General features: G+C 63.1%; 18 protein-coding genes. 11 read left to right on the top strand and 7 right to left on the bottom strand.

Annotated features, from left to right (window positions below):
* The first annotated feature begins 182 nt into the window (after window positions 1–182).
* The 9 genes from Tam10B_RS01850 (at window position 183) to Tam10B_RS01810 (ending at window position 8,988) form a co-directional block, all read left to right on the top strand.
* Window positions 183–740, top strand: coding sequence for a DUF2975 domain-containing protein (locus tag Tam10B_RS01850; protein ID WP_233133539.1), 558 nt, complete (start codon window positions 183–185; stop codon window positions 738–740).
* On the top strand, window positions 741–947 hold the full coding sequence (locus Tam10B_RS01845) for a helix-turn-helix domain-containing protein (protein WP_093959567.1): 207 nt from the start codon (window positions 741–743) through the stop codon (window positions 945–947).
* A gap of 181 nt (window positions 948–1,128) precedes the next feature.
* On the top strand, window positions 1,129–1,626 hold the full coding sequence (gene smpB / locus Tam10B_RS01840; protein WP_093959566.1) for an SsrA-binding protein SmpB: 498 nt from the start codon (window positions 1,129–1,131) through the stop codon (window positions 1,624–1,626).
* A gap of 92 nt (window positions 1,627–1,718) precedes the next feature.
* Window positions 1,719–2,633, top strand: coding sequence for an ABC transporter substrate-binding protein (locus Tam10B_RS01835; protein ID WP_233133538.1), 915 nt, complete (start codon window positions 1,719–1,721; stop codon window positions 2,631–2,633).
* Between the two features lie 160 nt (window positions 2,634–2,793).
* Window positions 2,794–3,741 carry an ABC transporter substrate-binding protein gene (locus Tam10B_RS01830; RefSeq protein WP_093959565.1) on the top strand — a complete coding sequence of 316 codons (948 nt, stop codon included), beginning with the start codon at window positions 2,794–2,796 and terminating at the stop codon, window positions 3,739–3,741.
* 178 nt (window positions 3,742–3,919) lie between these two features.
* Window positions 3,920–4,903: an amino acid ABC transporter permease gene (locus Tam10B_RS01825; protein ID WP_093959564.1), complete on the top strand. Its 984-nt coding sequence runs from the start codon at window positions 3,920–3,922 to the stop codon at window positions 4,901–4,903.
* Between the two features lie 22 nt (window positions 4,904–4,925).
* Window positions 4,926–5,744: an amino acid ABC transporter ATP-binding protein gene (locus Tam10B_RS01820; protein ID WP_093959563.1), complete on the top strand. Its 819-nt coding sequence runs from the start codon at window positions 4,926–4,928 to the stop codon at window positions 5,742–5,744.
* 234 nt (window positions 5,745–5,978) lie between these two features.
* Window positions 5,979–7,871 (top strand): glutamine--fructose-6-phosphate transaminase (isomerizing), encoded by a 1,893-nt coding sequence (gene glmS / locus Tam10B_RS01815; protein ID WP_093959562.1) that lies wholly within the window; start codon window positions 5,979–5,981, stop codon window positions 7,869–7,871.
* Between the two features lie 265 nt (window positions 7,872–8,136).
* Window positions 8,137–8,988, top strand: coding sequence for a pseudouridine synthase (locus tag Tam10B_RS01810; RefSeq protein ID WP_093959561.1), 852 nt, complete (start codon window positions 8,137–8,139; stop codon window positions 8,986–8,988).
* A gap of 245 nt (window positions 8,989–9,233) precedes the next feature.
* On the opposite strand, the gene Tam10B_RS01805 is transcribed toward Tam10B_RS01810, so the two are convergent.
* Complete coding sequence (locus tag Tam10B_RS01805) at window positions 9,234–10,256, bottom strand: LacI family DNA-binding transcriptional regulator (RefSeq protein ID WP_233133537.1); 1,023 nt, start codon at window positions 10,254–10,256, stop codon at window positions 9,234–9,236.
* Window positions 10,257–10,500: 244 nt separating this feature from the next.
* Between Tam10B_RS01805 and Tam10B_RS01800 the strand changes: the two genes are divergently transcribed.
* Window positions 10,501–12,603: a beta-galactosidase gene (locus tag Tam10B_RS01800; protein WP_093959559.1), complete on the top strand. Its 2,103-nt coding sequence runs from the start codon at window positions 10,501–10,503 to the stop codon at window positions 12,601–12,603.
* Between the two features lie 330 nt (window positions 12,604–12,933).
* Entirely contained in the window at window positions 12,934–14,388 is a 1,455-nt protein-coding gene (gndA, locus tag Tam10B_RS01795) for an NADP-dependent phosphogluconate dehydrogenase (RefSeq protein ID WP_093959732.1), read from the top strand.
* Window positions 14,389–14,917: 529 nt separating this feature from the next.
* Here gndA and pgl read toward each other — a convergent pair.
* The 6 genes from pgl to Tam10B_RS01765 all read right to left on the bottom strand — a co-directional run bounded on the left by pgl (window position 14,918) and on the right by Tam10B_RS01765 (window position 20,424).
* The gene (pgl, locus tag Tam10B_RS01790) at window positions 14,918–15,724 is read right to left on the bottom strand and encodes a 6-phosphogluconolactonase (protein ID WP_093959558.1); all 807 of its coding nucleotides are present in this window, start codon (window positions 15,722–15,724) and stop codon (window positions 14,918–14,920) included.
* Window positions 15,725–16,015: 291 nt separating this feature from the next.
* The gene (gene panD, locus Tam10B_RS01785; RefSeq protein WP_093959557.1) at window positions 16,016–16,399 is read right to left on the bottom strand and encodes an aspartate 1-decarboxylase; all 384 of its coding nucleotides are present in this window, start codon (window positions 16,397–16,399) and stop codon (window positions 16,016–16,018) included.
* Between the two features lie 243 nt (window positions 16,400–16,642).
* The gene (panC, locus tag Tam10B_RS01780) at window positions 16,643–17,518 is read right to left on the bottom strand and encodes a pantoate--beta-alanine ligase (protein WP_093959556.1); all 876 of its coding nucleotides are present in this window, start codon (window positions 17,516–17,518) and stop codon (window positions 16,643–16,645) included.
* 257 nt (window positions 17,519–17,775) lie between these two features.
* The gene (gene panB, locus Tam10B_RS01775) at window positions 17,776–18,603 is read right to left on the bottom strand and encodes a 3-methyl-2-oxobutanoate hydroxymethyltransferase (RefSeq protein WP_093959555.1); all 828 of its coding nucleotides are present in this window, start codon (window positions 18,601–18,603) and stop codon (window positions 17,776–17,778) included.
* Window positions 18,604–18,711: 108 nt separating this feature from the next.
* Window positions 18,712–19,599, bottom strand: a complete 888-nt coding sequence (locus Tam10B_RS01770; RefSeq protein WP_093959554.1) for a Rossmann-like and DUF2520 domain-containing protein — start codon at window positions 19,597–19,599, stop codon at window positions 18,712–18,714.
* A gap of 15 nt (window positions 19,600–19,614) precedes the next feature.
* Entirely contained in the window at window positions 19,615–20,424 is an 810-nt protein-coding gene (locus Tam10B_RS01765) for a type III pantothenate kinase (RefSeq protein ID WP_093959553.1), read from the bottom strand.
* Window positions 20,425–20,465: the final 41 nt, after the last annotated feature.

Genomic DNA, 20,465 nt, shown 5'->3' with positions numbered 1-20,465 from the left:
TCCGAGTCCTGCAAACGTCGCCGACGTTTGCTGCGCGGACTCGGCCTTCGGGGAAGCCGGCTTTGCCGAAATAATCATCGACGTAAAGTTGGCTCTCTCTTGCTCGTCTGCAGGGACTCGGCCTTCGGGGAAGCCGGGCCTGTGGAGGAGTCGGCTTTGCCGGGAAAGGAAAAGGAACGTAAATGCAAGAGGTGAACGAAAAGAATGCTGGGCGGCGAGGGCGGTCGGGCGTTGTTATCGCGGTGCTCAAGGGGTTGATCGTGCTGTTCGAGCTGATCTGCCTGTGGGGGCAGTTCGTGGTCGTCGTCATGTCCGCCGACGTCGTGACGCTCTACCCGGAACTCGCGCCGGCGCGCTGGCCGTACGCGATCGCCGGCCTCCTCGGCATCGCCTGCTTCGAGGTCGCGCTCGTCCCGCTCTGGCAGCTCCTGACCCTCGCCAAACACCGCGATGTCTTCTCCGGCAAGGCCGTCACGCGCACCGACGCCATCATCGGCTGCGCGCTCGCCGAAGCGGCACTCGTATTATTCGTACTGCTTTACGGGTCGCTCGCGCACTCCGAATACTACGATCCGGCGCAGGGCGTGTCCGTCGACATCGCCATGGGCGCCGCCGCCATGAGCGTCGCATGCATCGTGGCGCTGCTGCTCATCGCCGCGTTCGTGCTGGTCATGATCGTCATGCGATCACTGCTCAGGGACGCCATCGCCCAGCGTGACGAACTCGCGGAGGTGATCTGAATGGCCATCCGCGTGAACCTCGACGTCATGCTCGCCAAACGCAAGATGAGCGTGAACGAACTCGCCGAGCGCATCGGCATCACCCCCGTCAACGTATCGGTGCTCAAGAACGGCCGAGCCAAGGCCATCCGATTCTCCACGCTCGACGAGATTTGCAAGGCGCTCGACTGCCAGCCTGGCGACGTCCTCGAATACGTCGAGGACTGAAACGGCCGGTTTTTCGGCGAACCGGCGGGTAAGATGCTATGTTGAACTGCGAATGAACGCGGGCGGCGCATTGAACGAGCGCGTCGAACCGTCGATGAACGACGAAGACCGAAACGCAGACTGAAGACGCAGACTGAAGACACGGACTGAAACACAGACCAGAAGGAAGAACGAAGCAATCATGGCGAAATCCGACATCACGGCGAAGGAACAGGGGCTCAAGCCCATCGCGGTGAACCGCAAGGCGCGTCACGACTACGCAATCGAAGACAAGTACGAGGCCGGCATCGCACTCTCCGGCACCGAGGTCAAGTCGCTGCGCGAAGGCCGCGCATCGCTGGCCGAGGCGTTCGTATCGATCGACCGTCGCGGCGAGATCTGGCTTGAGAACGCCAACATCCCCGAATACCTCAACGGCATGTGGACCAACCACGCGCCCAAGCGCAAGCGCAAGCTGCTGCTGCACGCCCAGCAGATCGCCAAGCTCGCCCGCCAGACCGAAGCCAAGGGCTACACGATCATCCCGATCAGCCTCTACTTCAAGAACGGCCGCGTGAAGGTGGAGATCGCGCTCGCCAAGGGCAAACGCGAATACGACAAGCGTCAAGCGCTGCGCGAGGAACAGGACAAGCGCGAGGCCCAGCGCGCCATGCGACTGCGCAACCTGCGCCACGGCTGATCGACGCAATCCGTCGTCGGCCCCGCTGCCGTCTGGCCGACCGACATCCGCAACCAACCATTCGTAACCTCCCGCGACTTATGATGAACCCTATGAGAAGACTGAAGACCGCGCTCGCCGTTGCCCTTGCCGCCCTGATGATCGTGCCGCTCGCCGCATGCGGCACCACGGACGCCACCGACTCCGACCCCGACATCGCCCGCAGCTACAACGTGGACGGCATCCAGAAGGACGACGCCATCGCCGCCATGCTGCCCGAATCCGTGACCGACGACGGCAAATTCACGGTCGGCGTGAACATCACGTACGCGCCCGCCGAATTCCTCGCCGCCGACGGCAAGACGCCGGTGGGCTACGAGATCGACCTCGACAAGGCACTCGCCAAGATCTTCGGACTGGATCTCGATATCCAGAACTCCACGTTCGACACAATCATTCCCGCCGTCGGCAGCAAGTACGACGTGGGCATCTCCGGCTTCACCGTAAACAAGGAACGCATCGAGGCCGTCGACTTCGTCACGTATGCGCAGGCGGGTCTCACCTTCGCCGCGCGCAAGGGCAACCCGACGCATGTGAACGTGAACGATCTGTGCGGCACGCGCGTGTCCGTACAGGTGGGTGTGGTGGCCGAGACCGAGATGTACAAGATGCAGGATGCGTGCCAGGCCGCCGGCAAGAAGCGCATCGAGATCCTGCCGTACCGCAACCAGACCGACGTGACGACCGCGCTGATCGCCGGACGTGTGGACCTGATGTACGCCGACACCCCGGTGACCGGCTACGCGGTGGCACAGACCGGCGACCGCCTGCAGGTGATCGGCGAGAACGAGGGCGTGGCGCCGATGGGCGTGGCCATCAAGAAGGGCGACGCCGCGACGGTCAAGGCCGTCAAGGCCGCGCTGGACAAGCTCCGCCAGACCGGTGACTACGAACGCATCATGAAGGCCTGGGGCGTGGAGAACGTGATGGTCGACAAGTTCGAGGTGAACCCGAAGGTGGAGAGCTGACGCGCCGTCTGCGTCTGCCATCTGCCGTCTGTCGTCGGCGTGGCGATAGTTGTCGCAAGTTTGGCTGGTGTCCATAAAAGTTTGGTTGGTAGCCTCCTCGTAACATAGTCAACCTAGGTTCGGATCTTGGATTCGTTGACATCTTTGAGAGGAAGCAACCATGTCCATCCAGACTCGACTCAAGGCCATCGCAGCGGCCACCATCGCCGCCGCCACACTGTTCTCCATGGCCGCCTGCGGCACGTCGGATTCCGCTGATTCCAGCAGTTCCAGCGGTTCGGGCAGCTCCTCCGCCGCCACCAAGGGCTACGACGTGAGCAAGATCCAGAAGGACGACGATATCGCCGCCATGCTGCCCGACTCCGTCAAGTCCGACGGCGTGCTCAAGGTGGGCACCGACACCTCCTACGCCCCGGCCGAGTTCCTGGCCGAGGACGGCAAGACCCCGGTCGGCTTCGATGTGGACCTCACCAAGGCGCTGGCCAAGGTGTTCGGCCTCAAGCCCGAAACCACCACCGCCACCTTCGACTCCATCATCCCGTCCGTCGGCTCCAAGTACGATTTGGGCATCTCCTCGTTCACCGTGACCAAGGAACGCCTTGAGGCCGTCGACTTCGTCACCTACTTCAAGGCCGGCTCCACCTTCGTGGTGAAGAAGGGCAACCCGGAGAAGATCGACTCCTCCGACCTGTGCGGCAAGAAGGTGGCCGTGCAGACCGGCACCACGCAGGAGGAGGAGATCAACTCCGACAACGACGCGTGCAAGGCCGCCGGCAAGTCCGAGATCACCATCCAGTCGTCCAAGCTGCAGACCGATGTGACCACCGCCGTGGCCACCGGCAAGGCCGACATCTTCTACGCCGATTCGCCCGTCGCCGGCTACGCGATTGAGCAGACCGGCGACTCGCTCGAGGCTCTTGGCGAGGACGTGGGCGTGACCCCCGAGGCCGTGGCCATCAAGAAGGGCGACGCCGACACCGCCAAGGCCGTGCAGGCCGCCATCCAGAAGCTGATGGACGACGGTACCTACAAGAAGATCCTTGACACGTGGGGTGTCTCTTCCGGCGCCATCGACAAGGCCGAGATCAACCCGGCCACGGAATCCTGACCGATTCCGAAAAACCCGTTGTGAAACACGGATGACGGAATCGTGGGTTACACTCACTTCCCATACGTGTATCAGCAAAAACAAGTCACCCGTGAGGTCCCGGCCCCATCCGATAGGGGGTCGGGGCGCGCGGGTGACCATAGTCGTTTTTCCGAGAAAAGAGAGAAAGCCGAAACCAATGGCAACCAACAAGAACGAGTCCGACGGACTCAACATCCCCAACAGGATCAACGCGCTGCCGGTCAAACGCATCGGACCCGTGGTGGCTGGCGTGATCGTCGCGCTGCTTGCGGCCATGCTGGTCTACGGCATGATCGTCAACCCGAACTTCGAATGGCCCGTCGTCTGGAAGTACCTGTTCAACGAGAACGTGCTCGCCGGCATCGGCTGGACGCTATGGATCACCGTGCTGTCGATGGTCATCGCCATCGTGCTGGCCATCATCCTGGCCATCATGCGCAAGTCGATCAACCCTGTGCTGCGCGGCGTGAGCTGGTTCTTCATCTGGTTCTTCCGCGGAACCCCTGTGTACACCCAGCTGGTGTTCTGGGGTCTGATCTCCGTGCTGGTGCCCAAGCTGGGACTCGGCATTCCGTTCACCTCCGTCACGTTCTGGTCCGTGGACACGCAGGACGTGATCACCGCGTTCCGCGCCGCCGTGATCGGTCTGGCGCTCAACGAGGCCGCCTACCTGTCCGAGATCGTGCGCGCCGGCCTTGAGGCCGTGGACCCCGGCCAGGCCGAGGCCGCCGAAGCGCTCGGCATGCGCCGCTCGCTCATCATGCGTCGCATCATCCTGCCGCAGGCCATGCGCATCATCATCCCGCCCACCGGCAACGAGACCATCGGCATGCTCAAGACCACGTCGCTGGTCCTCGCCGTGCCGTTCACCCTTGATCTGCAGTTCGCCACCAACGCCATCGCCAACCGAATCTACAAGCCGATCCCGCTGCTGATCGTGGCATGCTTCTGGTACCTGCTCATCACCTCCATTCTCATGGTCATCCAGTCCCGTCTCGAGAAGCACTTCGGCAAGGGCTTCGATGCCCGCCCGATCGGCACCAAGGGCAAGCAGCCGCCGCTGCCCGGCAAGACCGAAGGCGAGCCCAAGGACGACATCCAGAAGCAGAACCAGGCCACCATGGCCGGTCTGACCGCGTGACGAGGAGAGGACGAAGACGAAAATGAAGAACACCGCGAACAGCAACGACTACGTTGCCGCACAGACGGGCGTGACGCCCGCCGTCCAGGCCAAGGGCGTGCACAAGGCGTTCGGCTCCCTGCACGTGCTCAAGGGCATCGACCTGACCGTGATGCCCGGCACTGTGACCGTGATCCTGGGCCCGTCCGGCTCCGGCAAGTCCACGTTCCTACGACTGATCAACCAGCTCGAGACGCTCACCGGCGGCGAGATCGACGTGGACGGCGAGATGATCGGCTACAAGTGGGTGGACAAGAACGGCCAGCGCGTGCTGCAGACGCTCGACGACAAGCAGATCGCCGCACAGCGAGCCAAGCTCGGCATGGTGTTCCAGCGCTTCAACCTGTTCCCGCACATGACCACGCTCGAGAACGTGATGGAGGCGCCCGTGCACGTGGCGCACAAGTCCAAGGCCGAGGCGCGTGAGGAGGCCATCAAGGAGCTGCAGCGCGTGGGCATGGGTGAACGACTCGACTACTACCCGATGCAGCTGTCCGGCGGCCAGCAGCAGCGTGTGGCCATCGCCCGCGCGCTCGCCATGCACCCCGACATCATGCTGTTCGACGAGCCGACGTCCGCGCTCGACCCCGAGCTGGTGGGCGAGGTGCTCAACGTGATGCGCTCGCTCGCCAAGGCCGGCATGACCATGATCTGCGTGACGCACGAGATCGGATTCGCCCGTGAGGTGGCCGATCAGATCGTGTTCATGGACGGCGGCGTGGTCGTGGAGAAGGGCGGCCCCGAGATCATCGACAACCCCACAGAGCCGAGGTTCAAGGACTTCCTCAACCACGTGCTGTAAGGGTGAATCCCTCCCTCAGTCCGGCTACGCCGGCCAGCTCCCTTCCTTGGAGGGAGCACGAAGCCATTTACCCGCGTGCTCCCTCCAAGGGAGGGAGCTGTCGCGCGTAGCGCGACTGAGGGAGGGATCCCTGTTCAGAACGCCCCGATCTCCCATCCCCACCCTGTATAGGTTCGGCCAAGGTCGCGTTTTGCGCTGAGCGTTCGCAACATGAACCCCGTACACTGGTGTTCCATGTGTGGAATCGTTGGATATGCAGGAAACATTTCAACCGCGTGCGGCAAGCCCCTTGAGGTCTGCCTTCAGGGCTTGCAGCGCCTCGAATATCGTGGATACGACTCGGCCGGTGTGGCACTGACGGCACCCGGCATGGACCATGTGGAGGTCCGCAAGAAGGCGGGTCGTCTCTCCAATCTCATCGAAGACATCAAACGCAAGCCCATGCCGGCCGCGACCGTGGGCATCGGCCATACCCGCTGGGCCACGAACGGCGTGCCGAGCGATGTGAACGCCCACCCGCATACGAGCCGCGACGGCAAGGTCGCCATCATCCACAACGGCATCATCGAAAACGCATCCCAGCTTCGTCTCGATCTGCAGGCCGAGGGCTATCGTTTCTCCTCCAGCACCGACACCGAGGTGGCCGCCAAGCTGCTTGGCAAGATCGTCGACAAGATCATCGAGGACGAGGGCAAGCCGGATCTGTTCAAGGCGATTCGCCGTCTGGCCCGCATGCTCGAAGGCGCGTTCACCATCCTCGCCACCGACTGCCGTCAGCCGGACATCGTCGTCGGTGCCCGTCACGACTCCCCGCTGGTCGTGGGACTCGGCGACGGCGAGAACTTCCTCGGCTCCGACGTGGCCGCGTTCGTCGCCTACACCAAGCGCGCCATGGAGATCGATCAGGATCAGGCCGTGTGCGTGTCCGCCGACAAAGTGGTCGTCACCGACTTCATGGGCAACGTCGTGGAGGATCCCAAGACGTACACCGTGGACTGGGATGCGTCCGCCGCGGAGAAGGGCGGCTGGGATTCGTTCATGGACAAGGAGATCCACGAGGATCCCGCGGCCGTGCAGCGCACCCTGCTGGGCCGTCTCGACAAGAACGGCGACATCAACCTCGACGAGGTACGCATCGAGGAGCACGACTTCAAGGCGATCGACAAGATCATCGTGATCGCGTGCGGCACCGCCGCCTATGCGGGCATGGTGGCCAAGTACGCGATCGAGCACTGGGTGCGCATCCCCGTGGAGGTGGAGCTGGCGCACGAGTTCCGCTACCGTGACCCGATCCTCACTCCGCGCACGCTGGTCGTGGCGATCTCGCAGTCCGGCGAGACCATGGACACGCTCATGGCGCTACGCCACGCGCGCGAGCAGGGCAGCAAGGTGCTGGCCATCTGCAACACGCAGGGCGCCTCCATCCCGCGCGAATCCGACGCCGTGCTGTACACGCACGCCGGCCCGGAGGTGGCCGTGGCGTCCACCAAGGCGTTCGTGGCGCAGATCACCGCCGCCTACGTGCTGGGCCTGTACTTGGCGCAGATCAAGGGCGCCATGTTCCGCGACGAGATCCAGCAGACGCTCGACTCGCTCAAGGACATGCCGCGCAAGATCCAGTGGGTGCTCGACACGCAGACCTCCACGATCCAGAAGGCCGCCGAGCAGATGGTGAACGCCAACTCGTTCCTGTTCCTGGGCCGCCACGTGGGCTACCCGGTGGCCATGGAGGGCGCGCTCAAGCTCAAGGAGATCGCGTACACGTTCACCGAGGGCTTCGCGGCCGGCGAGCTCAAGCACGGTCCGATCGCGCTGGTGGACGAGGGCGAGCCGGTGGTGTTCATCGTGCCGCCGGAACGCGGCCGCAACGTGCTGCACGCCAAGGTGATCTCCGGCATCGAAGAGGTGAAGGCCCGCGGCGCGTACATCATCGCCGTGGCCGAGGAAGGCGATCAGGATGTGGAGAACTATGCGGACGTGGTGTTCTGGCGTCCCAAGTGCCCCACGCTCATGAGCCCGCTCGTCGACGTGGTGCCGCTGCAGCTGTTCGCCATGGACATGGCCAAGCTGAAGAACTACGACGTGGACAAGCCGCGCAACCTCGCCAAGTCCGTCACCGTGGAGTAAGCCTTCCTCTGTTGCCTTCCCCTTGAGGGGAAGGTGGCCGACGAAGTCGGTCGGATGAGGTGACGTGCGCCCGAATTACCAAATTCACAGCGCGAAAAACCCGATATTCGGAATTCACAGTGCCAAACACCCGAATCCGCCCTGGATTGGCGGGCGTTTGACGCTGCGAAAAGCGAATATCGGGTTTTTCGCGCTGCTTTGTGGGACAGAGTGGGACAGGATGTGACGAGCCGTGACAGATCGTGAAGTCTAGGAGAGCAATCGTATGAGCAGGATCGCTAAACCGCATCGATGGGTGATCGACGAGCCAGACATTCCGTTCGAGTTCACCGTGCTGTATGAGGACGAGCGGATCATCGTGATCGACAAGCCGCACTTTCTGCCCACCACGCCGCGCGGCATGTGGTATCGGTCCACGGCGCTGATCCGTCTGCGCGAACGGTACGATGAACCGCAGATCACGCCCGCGCACCGGTTGGATCGCGACACCGCCGGTGTGGTCGTGTTCGTGCGCGATCCCGCGGCGCGCGGACGATACCAGATGCTGTTCCAGGAGCATCGCACGACCAAGACGTACGAGTGCGTGGCGCCGGCACGACCGATCACAAGACCGCGGTTCGGTACGATCGAACGGTTGGATGCGCCGCGAGTGTTCCCGCTGCGACGCCGTTCCCGCATCATCAAGGACCGGGGGATTCTGCAGGCGTACGAGGAGCCGGGGCTGGTCAACGCGGAGACCGTGATCGAGATGGGTATGCCGGCTGTGGATACAGCGGATACGACTGCCGAGCCGATTGCTGGATCGACTGCTGAAACGGTTGGATCGTCTGTCGGAACGGTCGGATCGACGGTCGAGAATGCGGCCTCTGACTCCCGTTCGACGATGATGCGTGCATACACGCTGCGGCCGCGTACCGGCAAGACACATCAGCTGCGCGTGCATATGAATTCGTTGGGTCTGCCGATCAAGGGCGACCCGATGTACCCAAGGATCGTCGACCGTGCCTACGACGATTTCTCGAACCCGCTGCAATTGGTGGCGCGCACGCTCGAGTTCGCCGACCCGTATACGGGGGAGAATCGTCGATTCGTCTCGCAGGTGCCGCTGGACTTGTGAGGGGTGGATCCCTCCCTCAGTCCGGCTGCGCCGGCCAGCTCCCTCCGCGGGAGGGAGCACGTGGGTGCTGGGGCGGTGTGTTCTCCCTCCGTGGGAGGGAGATGTCGTGACGTATGTCGCGACAGAGGGAGGGGTTCGGATTCCTGTTGGTTGTGGATGCGTGTGAGGGGTGGATCCCTCCCTCAGTCCGGCTGCGCCGGCCAGCTCCCTCCCGTGGAGGGAGCACGTAGAGACATGGGGATGAGCTACTGCAGCGTGGCGACGGAGTCGCGTTCGATCAGGGTGCAGGGGACCAGCTGATGCGTGATCCCGCTGCGACGCCCCTCGATCACCTCCAGCGTCTGCTCGAACGCCATGCGCCCCACCTTGGAGAAGTGCAGACGAACCGTGGTGAGATTCAGTCGCGGCACCACGCTTTTGAGCGAGTCGTCAACACCGATCACGCTGACATCCTCCGGGACGCGCTTGCCGGCCGCCTTCACGCCCAGCATCACGCCATTGGCCATGTTGTCGTTGGCCGCATACACGGCGGTGCAACCGGGGGTGGCCGCCAGCTGCAGTCCGGCGTCGTATCCGCTTTCAGCCTGCCAGTCGCCGTGGATCACACGTGGGGGAGTGATGCCATGCGCCTCAAGAGTTTCACGCCAGCCGCGTTCGCGCTCGCCGTTGGCGATGGAATCCTCCGGTCCGGAGACATAATGCACGTTGCGGTGCCCGTGCTCGAGGAAGTATTCCACAATCGTCCGGGAGCAGCCGTACTGGTCGGAATCGATGGTGGAACAGGTGGCGGAATCCGCGGTGGTGATCAGCGTGACGTCGATCGTGGGCGGCGGAGTGAACGTGTCGAAATCCAGCGGCTTGTGTTCCAGGATCACGATGATCGCGTCGACGGGCATGTCCTTCATCTTGCGCACGGCCTCGGCGAGCGTGGGCTTGTCGGCCCAGTTCATCATGCCGATTGTGACGGCGTATCCGTGTTCGGACGCCGCGTTGGTGATGCCTTCGAGTGCACGCAGATTGCCGGTGGATCCGAGGTCGAACGTGATCACGCCCACGGCGTTGAACCGACCTCGTTTGAGTGCCCGTGCGGCGAAGTTCGGCCGGTATCCGAGCTCCTTCATGGCGGCGAGCACCTTGTCGCGGGTGTCCGGCTTCACGGCGTCGCTGCCGTTCGACACGCGGGATACGGTCTGCGCGGAGACACCGGCCAGTCGGGCCACATCCGTCATGGAGACGATTCGTGCGGAGGATTTCCTCGTACCTCTCATGATGAACTCCTCCGATGGCCGATCTCAATGATTGCGTTCACATTGTTCATCGTATAACGATCGTCGGGGAAACGCAGTGTCGAATATCGACCCCCCGTCGCTCGTCGTCGTTGGCTGTAGTCCTGAGCGGGCACTTATGCCATCCGTCGCGGGACATTGCTGCGGAATCAAACGTTTGACTTGTCGAAGATCGTTGAAAATGCAATAATGGTTACGTAAACATCCATTGATGAATGGAGGCGTAATGACGCGCACAACATCGTCTGCGCGCAGGGAATTCCGGTGGCCGCAGCCGCTCGCCGGAAACAAGCCCCGCATCTGGTACGGCGGCGACTACAACCCCGACCAGTGGCCGGAGGACGTCTGGGACGACGACATCCGCCTGATGAAGCAGGCCCATGTCAACTTCGTATCCCTCGGCATCTTCTCCTGGGCCAACATCGAACCCGAGGAAGGCGTGTGGAACTTCGCCTGGCTCGATCGCATTATCGACAAGCTCGGCAAGGCCGGCATCGCCGTCGATCTCGCATCCGCCACCGCATCCCCGCCGCCGTGGCTCACCTCCGCCCACCCCGAGGTGCTGTGGCAGGACTATCGCGGCGACACCTGCTGGCCCGGCGCACGCCAGCACTGGCGCCCCACCTCGCCGATCTTCCGCGACTACGCGCTCAAACTGTGCCGCGCCATGGCCGAACACTACAAGGACAACCCGTACGTAGTGGCCTGGCACGTGGGCAACGAATACGGATGCCACAACCGATTCGACTACTCCGACGACGCCATGCGCGCCTTCCAGGAATGGTGCCGCGAGCGCTACGGCACGATCGACGCCGTGAACGACGCGTGGGGCACCGACTTCTGGTCGCAGCGCATGACCGACTTCAGCCAGATCATCCCGCCGCGTTTCATCGGCGACGGCAACTTCATGAACCCCGGCAAGCTGCTCGACTTCAAGCGGTTCTCGTCCGACGCGCTCAAGGCGTTCTACGAGGCCGAGCGTGACGCGCTCGCCGAGATCACGCCGGACATGCCGCTGACCACGAACTTCATGGTCAGCGCGTCGAACAGCGTGATGAACTACGACGACTGGGGCAGCGCGGTGGACTTCGTGTCCAACGACCACTACTTCACGCCGGGCGAGGCTCATCTCGACGAGATGGCGTACGCGGCGTCGCTCACCGACGGCATTGCGCGCAAGAACCCGTGGTGGCTCATGGAGAACTCCACGTCGGCGGTGAACTGGCGTCCGATCAACTACCGCAAGGAGCCTGGTCAGACCGTGCGCGACGCCATGGTGCATGTGGCCATGGGCGCCGACGCCGTGGGATTCTTCCAGTGGCGTCAGTCGCGTGCCGGCGCCGAGAAGTTCCATTCGTCGATGGTGCCACTTGCCGGTGAGGATTCGCAGGTGTATCGCGACGTGTGCGCGCTGGGCCGTGACCTCGACAGGCTGGCCGATGCCGGACTGCTCGGCTCTCGCGTGGAGCGGGCCAAGGTGGCCGTGGTGTTCGACTACGAGTCGCAGTGGGCCACCGAGCACACCGCGACGCCGACGCAGCAGGTGCGGCACTGGACCGAGCCGCTCGACTGGTTCCGCGCGCTGCTCGACGTCGGTGTGACCGCCGATGTGGTGCCCGTTCGCGGCGATTGGGACAAGTACGACGTGGTGGTGCTGCCGAGCGTGTACCTGCTGAGCGAGGCCGATTCCGAACGTTTGCGTACGTATGTGAACGGTGGCGGCAGGGCGATCGTGACGTACGCGACCGGCATCTCCGACGAGCGTGACCACATCTGGCTCGGCGGATTCCCCGGATCGATCCGCGACGTCGTGGGCGTGCGCGTGGAGGAGTTCGCTCCGTTGGGCGACGACTTCCCCGGCACGCAGTCGTCGGTCGAGCTGTCGAACGGCACCGCGGCACACGATTGGGTCGACGTGATCACGTCCGTGGCGGACGGCGCCCGCGTGCTTGCCACGTACGAGGATGATCCGTGGACCGGTCTGGACGGCATGCCCGCGATCGTGGCCAACGAATTCGGCAAGGGGCGTACCGCATACGTCGGATGTCGACTCGGTCGTGACGGGCTGGCGGCCTCGCTGCCGGACGTACTGGACGCTCTTGGCGTGGCCGATGCGGCCGATGCCGACGCCAAGGTGCTGCGCGTCGTGCGCGAGGGTGAGGCGGGGAAGCGGTTCGCGTTCCTGTTCAACCGCACCCGCGGCAAGGTCACCGTGCCGTTGGACGGCGAACTGGTGATCTCGTCGAAGACGGCCGTCGTGGGCGACGGTGATGCGGCCGAAATCGAACCCAACGGATTCGTGGTGGCGCGCTCGCTGCCCACGGACTGACTGCCGTACAGGCTGATACGGACTGACGATCCGTGCTGATGCCCATCGATGTGGTCTGCGTCATGCGGGCCGTGTCGGCGGGCATTGTCGTATGTCGACGGACGTTGGCCGTTGGTGTGTGTTGGATGCCGGTCATCGATATGTGCGGTCGTTCATGCGTCGGCGAAACATGTGGAATCAAAAGGTACTATCATTCGCGGCAATGATATACTTTCAATCGCGGGGAAAACCGTGCTCATGGGCGGAACCGTGGACCAGCCATGGAAACGTGGAATCGCGATCCCGGAATCGCGGGAATCGCGCCGCCCGATGTTCTATCGAAAGGCAATGATGAGCGAAGCACAAGCCAATATCGGTGTTGTCGGTCTTGCGGCGATGGGAGCGAGCCTGGCTCGTAACTTGGCGCACAAGGGCAACACGGTGGCCGTATACAACCGTCACTATTCGCGTACCGAAACCCTGATCAACGAACATGGCGACGAGGGCAAGTTCGTTCCCGCCAAGACTCTTGAGGAGTTCGTCGCATCCCTCACCAAGCCGCGCGCCGCCATCATCATGGTCAAGGCCGGCGAGCCCACCGACGACATGATCAACCAGCTGGCCGACCTCATGGAGCCCGGCGACATCATCGTGGACTGCGGTAACGCCTACTACAAGGACACCATGCGCCGCGAGAAGGCCATCCGCGCCCGCGGCCTGCACTTCGTCGGCTGCGGTGTGTCCGGCGGCGAGGAAGGCGCTCTCAAGGGACCGTCCATGATGCCCGGCGGCACCGCGGAATCCTGGAAGACCCTCAAGCCGATTCTGGAGAGCATCTCCGCCGTGGCCGAAGGTGAGCCGTGCGTCACGCACATCGGTTCCGACGGCGCCGGCCACTTCGTCAAGATGGTGCACAACGGCATCGAATACTCCGACATGCAGCTGATCGCCGAAAGCTACGACCTCATGCGTCGCGGCCTGGGCATGGAGCCCGCCGAGATCGGCGACCTGTTCGAGGAGTGGAACAAGACCGAGCTCAACTCCTACCTGATCGAGATCACCGCCGAAGTGCTCCACCACGTGGACAAGAAGACCGGCAAGCCGTTCATCGACGTGGTGCTCGACCACGCCGGCATGAAGGGCACCGGCACCTGGACCGTGCAGACCGCCCTCTCGCTGGGCGTGCCGGTGACGGGCATCGCCGAGGCCGTGTTCGCCCGTGGCCTGTCCTCGCAGACCGAGCTGCGCGCCGAGGCCGCCAAGCAGGGTCTTGAAGGCCCATCCGAGGTCGTGCCGATGCCGCTCGAGGAGCGCCAGGCGTTCATCAACGACATCCGCGAGGCGCTGTACGCGTCCAAGATCGTGGCCTACGCTCAGGGCTTCAACGAGATCTCCGAGGCCGCCAAGGAGTACGGCTGGGACATCGATCTGGCTGCCGTGGCCCGTATCTGGCGTGGCGGCTGCATCATCCGTGCCCAGTTCCTCAACCGCATCTCCGAGGCGTTCGAGTCCGGTGAGGCCAACGTGTCGCTGCTGTTCGCCCCGTACTTCAAGGATGCGGTGGAGACCGTGCAGCGCTCTTGGCGCCGCGTGATCTCCCGCGCCATCAGCTTCGGCATCCCGATGCCGGTGTTCTCCAGCTCCCTGGCCTACTACGACGGTCTGCGCTCCAAGCGTCTGCCCGCCGCCCTGATCCAGGGCCAGCGCGATCTGTTCGGCGCCCACACCTACCAGCGTGTGGACGAGCCCGGCGTGTTCCACACCCTGTGGACCGAGCCCGGTCAGGAGGAGATCAAGCAGGCCTGATCTGCTGATTGATCCTGTGAACGGCAGGTCTGCTGATCCACTGATCTGTGGTCCTGCCGGGTAACTGATGACGGGTGACGGTCCGACGGATCGTCACCCGTATTTATTTGTATTTGTATCTATATCGGGTGGATGGGGATCGTTTGTGAATCCCCATCCACCCGTCAACGAAACGCGGCCTCCCGGTTAGGGGAGGCCGTTCGTGGTTATGACCGATGGTTTCGGGCGGGCGAGGTCCTTGATTAACCGGTCTGGTCGGTCTGGTCGATTTGGTGGTTACTCCGGGGGATCTGGGTATAACCGCATCATAAAAATTGGTTCTGGGTATAACCGCATCACGAAGACCCTGAAAACCGGATCTTTATGATGCGGAAATACCCAGAACCAGATAAATGTGCCGGTTTTACCCAGAATTATTGTCCGGTTTTACCCAGATCGGTGCCTGGTTGGGCCCAGATTACTGTCCTGTTTGACCCAGATCGGTGTTCCGAAAGACCTGGGTAACAGACCGGGACGAATAGACGGGCGGTTATTCCGCGGAACCGCCGCGCAGGATGGAGGCCGCGTCGTCGTCGATGAGCCACAGGGACTCCTTCGCGCCACCGGCGAACGAGCTCGGCACCTGCGGATTGTTGATGCTGCCCAGAGCCTTCGCCACGGCATCGGCCTTGCGCTCGCCGGACGCGATCATCCACACGCGACGGCACTTGCGGATGAACGGTGACGTGAGGCTGATGCGCACCGGCGGCAGCTTGGGGGAGTCGCTCAGACCGATCACGCGCGTCTTCTTATCATGGCTCTTCAGCGCCGGATGGTTCGGGAACAGCGAGGCGAAATGACCGTCCGGGCCCACACCGAACAGCGCGATGTCAAACGCCTGCTTCTTGCCCAGCTCGTTGACGATCTCCTTCTCGTACGCGTGCGCGGCCTTGGCAGCGACGTCGTAGTTGTCCTTGTCGGACGCGGCGGCGATCTCCTCGGGAGTACGGGTGTCGGCCGGCATCTCATGCACGTGAGATTCGGGCATCACGCCGCTCTCCACCAGCTTGCCGAACCATGCCTCGCGAGCCTGCACGGCGTTGCGATCGGGATCGTCGGCGGGCACGAAACGTTCGTCGCCCCACCACAGATGCACGCGGCTCCAGTCCACTGCCTCGCTCAGCGGGCTCGCCGCCACGGCGCGCAGCACCGCATTGCCGTCAGTGCCGCCGGTGAGGGCCACATCCACGCGCTGATGACGGGCGAGACGATCGGAGATCTTGATAAGCAGACGTGCGGCTACGGCCTCGTGCAGCACATCGGCGTTCGGGTATTGGATGACACGACGTTCGACCATGATTCCTATTCCTCTGTCCTACGTTTCCGCTGCGGATTCGCTTGGTTCCGCGCGGTTTTCCAATCGCTACGATTTTAGTACGGAGCGGTTACGAGGTGGGATTCGCGTGCGCTTTTCGGGGTATGGGGCGTTGTAGGGCGTGGGAAGGATGCCTTGGTCGGATTTATGGTGGTGGCTCCCCTCAGTCAGCTGCGCTGACAGCCCCCTCCCTGCTGGATCCGGAGATCGTGTTTGCTTTCGGGTTTAGAAAACGGCTCCCCTTGGGGAGGGGAGCCGGGATGAGGGTGTGGGTCAGGCGATCTGGCCGTGCTTCTCGTAGTTGGTCACGCGGGTGGCGTGGTTCTTCTCGTCTACGAACACCACCTTGGGCTTGTGGGTCTTGGCCTCCTCGGCATCCATCTGGCAGTAGCACATGATGATGGCCGTGTCGCCGGGGTCGAAGAAGTGGGCTGCGGCGCCGTTCAGGCAGATCACGCCGCTGCCGGGTTCGCCGGCGATGGTGTAGGTCTCCAGACGCTGACCGTTGTTCACGTTTACCACGGCCACCTTCTCGTATTCGAGAATGCCGGCCGCGTCGAGCAGATCGGAGTCGATGGTGATCGAGCCGACGTAGTCGAGACGGGCCTCGGTGACGGTGACGCGATGGATCTTGCCTTTCAGCATGTTGAGCTGCATGAGTGTTTTCCTTTGGATTGAAGTTGTGGGATTTTTATGGGGTTGGGCCTTTGCCTTCCCCTTGAGGGGAAGGTGTCACGCGCAGCGTGACGGATGAGGTGGGTCGGCGTGAGCCGACGGGGTATTGCATCGACCGTAGGCCGATTCTGTCTGACTGCGGCCTTGCGGCCGTGTCACCTCATCCGTCCGGCGTTCGCCGGCCACCTTCCCCTCAAGAGGAAGGCGATCAGAACAAGCGGGAACTCAGTGGAGTTCGGGGTAGAAGAAGTTGTCGATCAGGCGGGTCTTGCCAATGCGCACGGCGATGGCCACGAGCACGGGCTGGTCGAGCGTGGCGACCGGGTGCACGTTCTCCAGATCCACCACCTCAACATACTCCGGGTCGGCGAGCGGTTCGGTGGCCAGCACCTCGCGCACCTTCGCCTTGATCGCGTCGGCGCTCTTCTCGCCAGACTTGGCCAGCGCACGACCGGCCTCCAGCGCCTTGTGCAGAATCGGCGCGGCGGCGCGCTCCTCCGGATTCAGATACGTGTTGCGAGAGCTCTTGGCCAGACCGTCGGCCTCGCGGATGATCGGGCAGCCGATGATCTCGATGTCGAAGTTGAGATCGCGCACCATGCGCTTGATGACCAGCAGCTGCTGCGCGTCCTTCTGGCCGAAGTAGGCGCGGTTCGGCGTCACGATGTTGAACAGCTTGGCGACCACGGTGCACACGCCGCCGAAGTGCACCGGACGGCTCTTGCCGCACAGCTCCTCGGTGATCGTGGCCATGGTGATGGCGGTGGTGCGGTTCGGGTAGTACATCTCCTCGGGGGAGGGGTTGAACAGCAGGTTCGCGCCGGCGCCGGACACGAGCTTGGAATCGCGGTCCAGATCGCGCGGGTAGGCCTCCAGATCCTCGTTCGGTCCGAACTGCACGGGGTTGACGAAGTCGGAGACGACCACACGGTCGTTGTCGGCCACGGCGCGCTCGATCAGGCTCTTGTGGCCCTCGTGCAGGAAGCCCATGGTGGGCACCAGGCCGACGGTCAGGCCCTGGGCCTTCCACGCCTTGACCTGTTCGCGCACCTCGGCGATGGTGTGAACGACGGCGAATCCGTTTTCGTTTTCAGTGGTCATGATGTTGTCCTTTGTGATTGTCTGTTTGATTGATTGGATTAATGACGTTTCGTTGGGTGTGGGTGCTCATCTCTGTCTTCCTTCCCCTCGAGGGGAAGGTGGCCGGCGAACGCCGGACGGATGAGGTGACCGACCGCAAGGCCGCAGTCAAGCGGAATCGGCCTGTGGCCGATGCGATATTCCGCCGACCATGCCGGCCCACCTCATCCGTCACGCTGCGCGCGACACCTTCCCCTCAAGGGGAAGGAAAGCGGGACTCAGTGGAGCTCGTCGAGGATGGACTCGTCCATCTTGAAGCCTTCGCGATCGTTGTCGGGGAAGGCGCCGGACTTCACATCGGCGCTGTACCGGGCGAACGCGTCACGCATCTGCGCGCCGATCTCGGCGTAATGACGCACGAACTTCGGCTTCATCTCGCCGTACATGTTCAGCAGATCCTGATACACGAGAATCTGACCGTCGGTCACATCTCCAGCACCGATGCCGATCGTCGGAATCGACAGCTCCTCAGTGATCTTCTTGGCCAGCAGCGTCGGCACGCCTTCCAAAACCACTGCGAACGCACCGGCGTCCTCGATCGCACGTGCGTCGTCGAGAATCTGCTGCGCGGTCTTGATGTTCTTGCCCTGCACCTTGAAACCGCCGAACGCGTTCACCGACTGCGGGGTCAGACCCAGATGGGCCATCACCGGAATCGACGCGGTCACGATCGCCTGAATCTGATCGTGGAACGCCACACCACCCTCGAGCTTCACGGCCTGCGCGCCGCCCTCCTTCACCAGACGGCCGGCGTTCTCCACGGCCTGATCGACGGTGTGATACGCCATGAACGGCAGATCGACGACCACGAGCGCGTTCTTGGCGCCACGCGTCACGCACTTGGCGTGGTGGATCATGTCCTCCATGGTCACCGGCAGCGTGGAATCGTAGCCGAGCATGACCATGCCCAGCGAATCGCCCACCAGAATGCCGTCGATGCCGGACTCGTCGACCAGCTTGGCGGTGGTGTAGTCGTAGGCGGTGAGCATGGACAGCTTCTCGCCCTTGGCCTTTGCCGCACGGAACGTTACCGCAGTGTTCTTCATCTGTTGTTTCCTTTCGTTGGTCGCAGTCGGGAAACCCGATCCACGCCGTGTTCAGTTATATTCAGTTATTGGGAAATCCAAAAATCTATTCGGCCGGTATGTGGTCGGCTATTCGGTTGGGTGACTATCGGCGGTGTCGTCGCCGAGCAGTTCCCGCAGAGCCGCATAGTCGCGGTTCGGGTTCTTCGCCTCAGCGATGCCTAGCAGCGCGCGCGACAACGGTTCGTACAACGCACGGGCCTCGGGGGAGAGCGCGGCAAGATGCGCGCGAACCGTGCCCACATCCGCCCGTTCGACCGGACCGGTGAGTGCCGATTTCGCGCCGCGCTCGCAGAAGCTTTCCGCGTTGTGCACGATCATCGCGCGCAACGCATCCCGTGCATCGGATTCCGTGAAACCGCACGATCGCAACGTTTCCACCGCCGCATTCCACAACGCGATCGGCAGATTGCTCGCCATCGCGGCCGCCGCATGATACCGGGTCTTGGCATCGGCGTCGATCACACGCGAACGATTGCCAAGCGACGCCAGCAGCTGCCCCAGCATCTCCGTCACGCGGGCATCGCCCTCAAGCGCGAAGAACGCGTTGTCGAGCTGATCACGGCCGTCAGCGGGGAAGCGCTCGCTCACCGCCTGCATCGGATGCATCGAGAACGTGGATACGCCGGCCTTGTCGCTGCCGTCGAACACGCGCGACGACAGGCATCCGCTGCAGTGGCCGATCGACATGCCGGATATCGAGTCGCCGGGCAGCTCCCGCAGTTCCCGCCACACGGATGCGATGGTGTCGTCCGGCACGGTGATGAACAGCATGTCGCTTTGTTCCACGATGTCGGTCAGTGACGTGAACTCGGTCACGCCCAACGCGTTCGCTGCGTCATGCGCAGCGTCGGCCGGCCGATTGTAGTAGCCACTGACGGTGACGAGCGCCGATCGGCGCAGATGCGCGCCCATCGCACAGCCGACCTTGCCGGCACCGATGAATCCGATTCTCATGTCGCCGCCGTCCTGTTACTTCCTGCGGGACTTGCCGTTGGTCTTGCCGCCCTTACCCTGCGCGCGGAACCGCGCGTAGATGATCGCCAGACCCTTGAAGATCAGCTGGCTGTCGTACACGTCGATCGAATCGGTGGCATCGTACAGCACGCGGCCGAGTCCGCCGGTGGCCACCACTTTGAAGTCGTGGCCGATCTCCTTGCGGAACTGCGCGATCGTGTACTCCACGCCGCCGAGGTACTGGTAGTAGATGCCGGCCTGCATGGCGGTCTTCGTATTCGTTGCGAGGATCGTGTCCGGCCGGTCGATTTCGATCTCCGGCAGTTGCGCGGTCTGGCTCCACAGGGAGTTCGCGCTCGTCTCCAGACCCACGCCGATCACGCCGGCGCTGAACACGCCATCCGCGTCCACGTAGTCGAAGGTGGTGGCCGTGCCGAAGTCGATCACCAGCACCGGGCCGCCGTACAGATAGTAGGCGCCCGCGCAGTCGGCGATGCGGTCGGCGCCCACGGTCTTCGGGTCGTCGAGACGCAGGTTGATGCCGCACTTGATGCCCGGCCCGATGATGATCGGCTCGAGTCCGAGGAACTTCTTGATGCTCGACCGGAACGCGTACATGACCTTCGGCACCACGGACGAGATGATCACGTCGTCCACCTCGTCGGGGCGGATGCGCGACATCGACATGAACGTGGACAGCATCATCGCGTACTCGTCGCTGGTGCGGCGGGTCTTGGTGGTCAGACGATAGGTGCCCACGATGTCGTCGCCATCGATGAAGCCGATGACGATGTTGGTGTTGCCGATGTCGACGGCGATCAGCATTGTTCTCCTCTTTTCCTACTTCTCGTTGTGCTGCTGCGCGT

This window comes from Bifidobacterium vansinderenii, from assembly GCF_002234915.1.
Taxonomy (GTDB): domain Bacteria; phylum Actinomycetota; class Actinomycetes; order Actinomycetales; family Bifidobacteriaceae; genus Galliscardovia; species Galliscardovia vansinderenii.
This window is presented reverse-complemented; position numbering and strand designations above follow the sequence as displayed.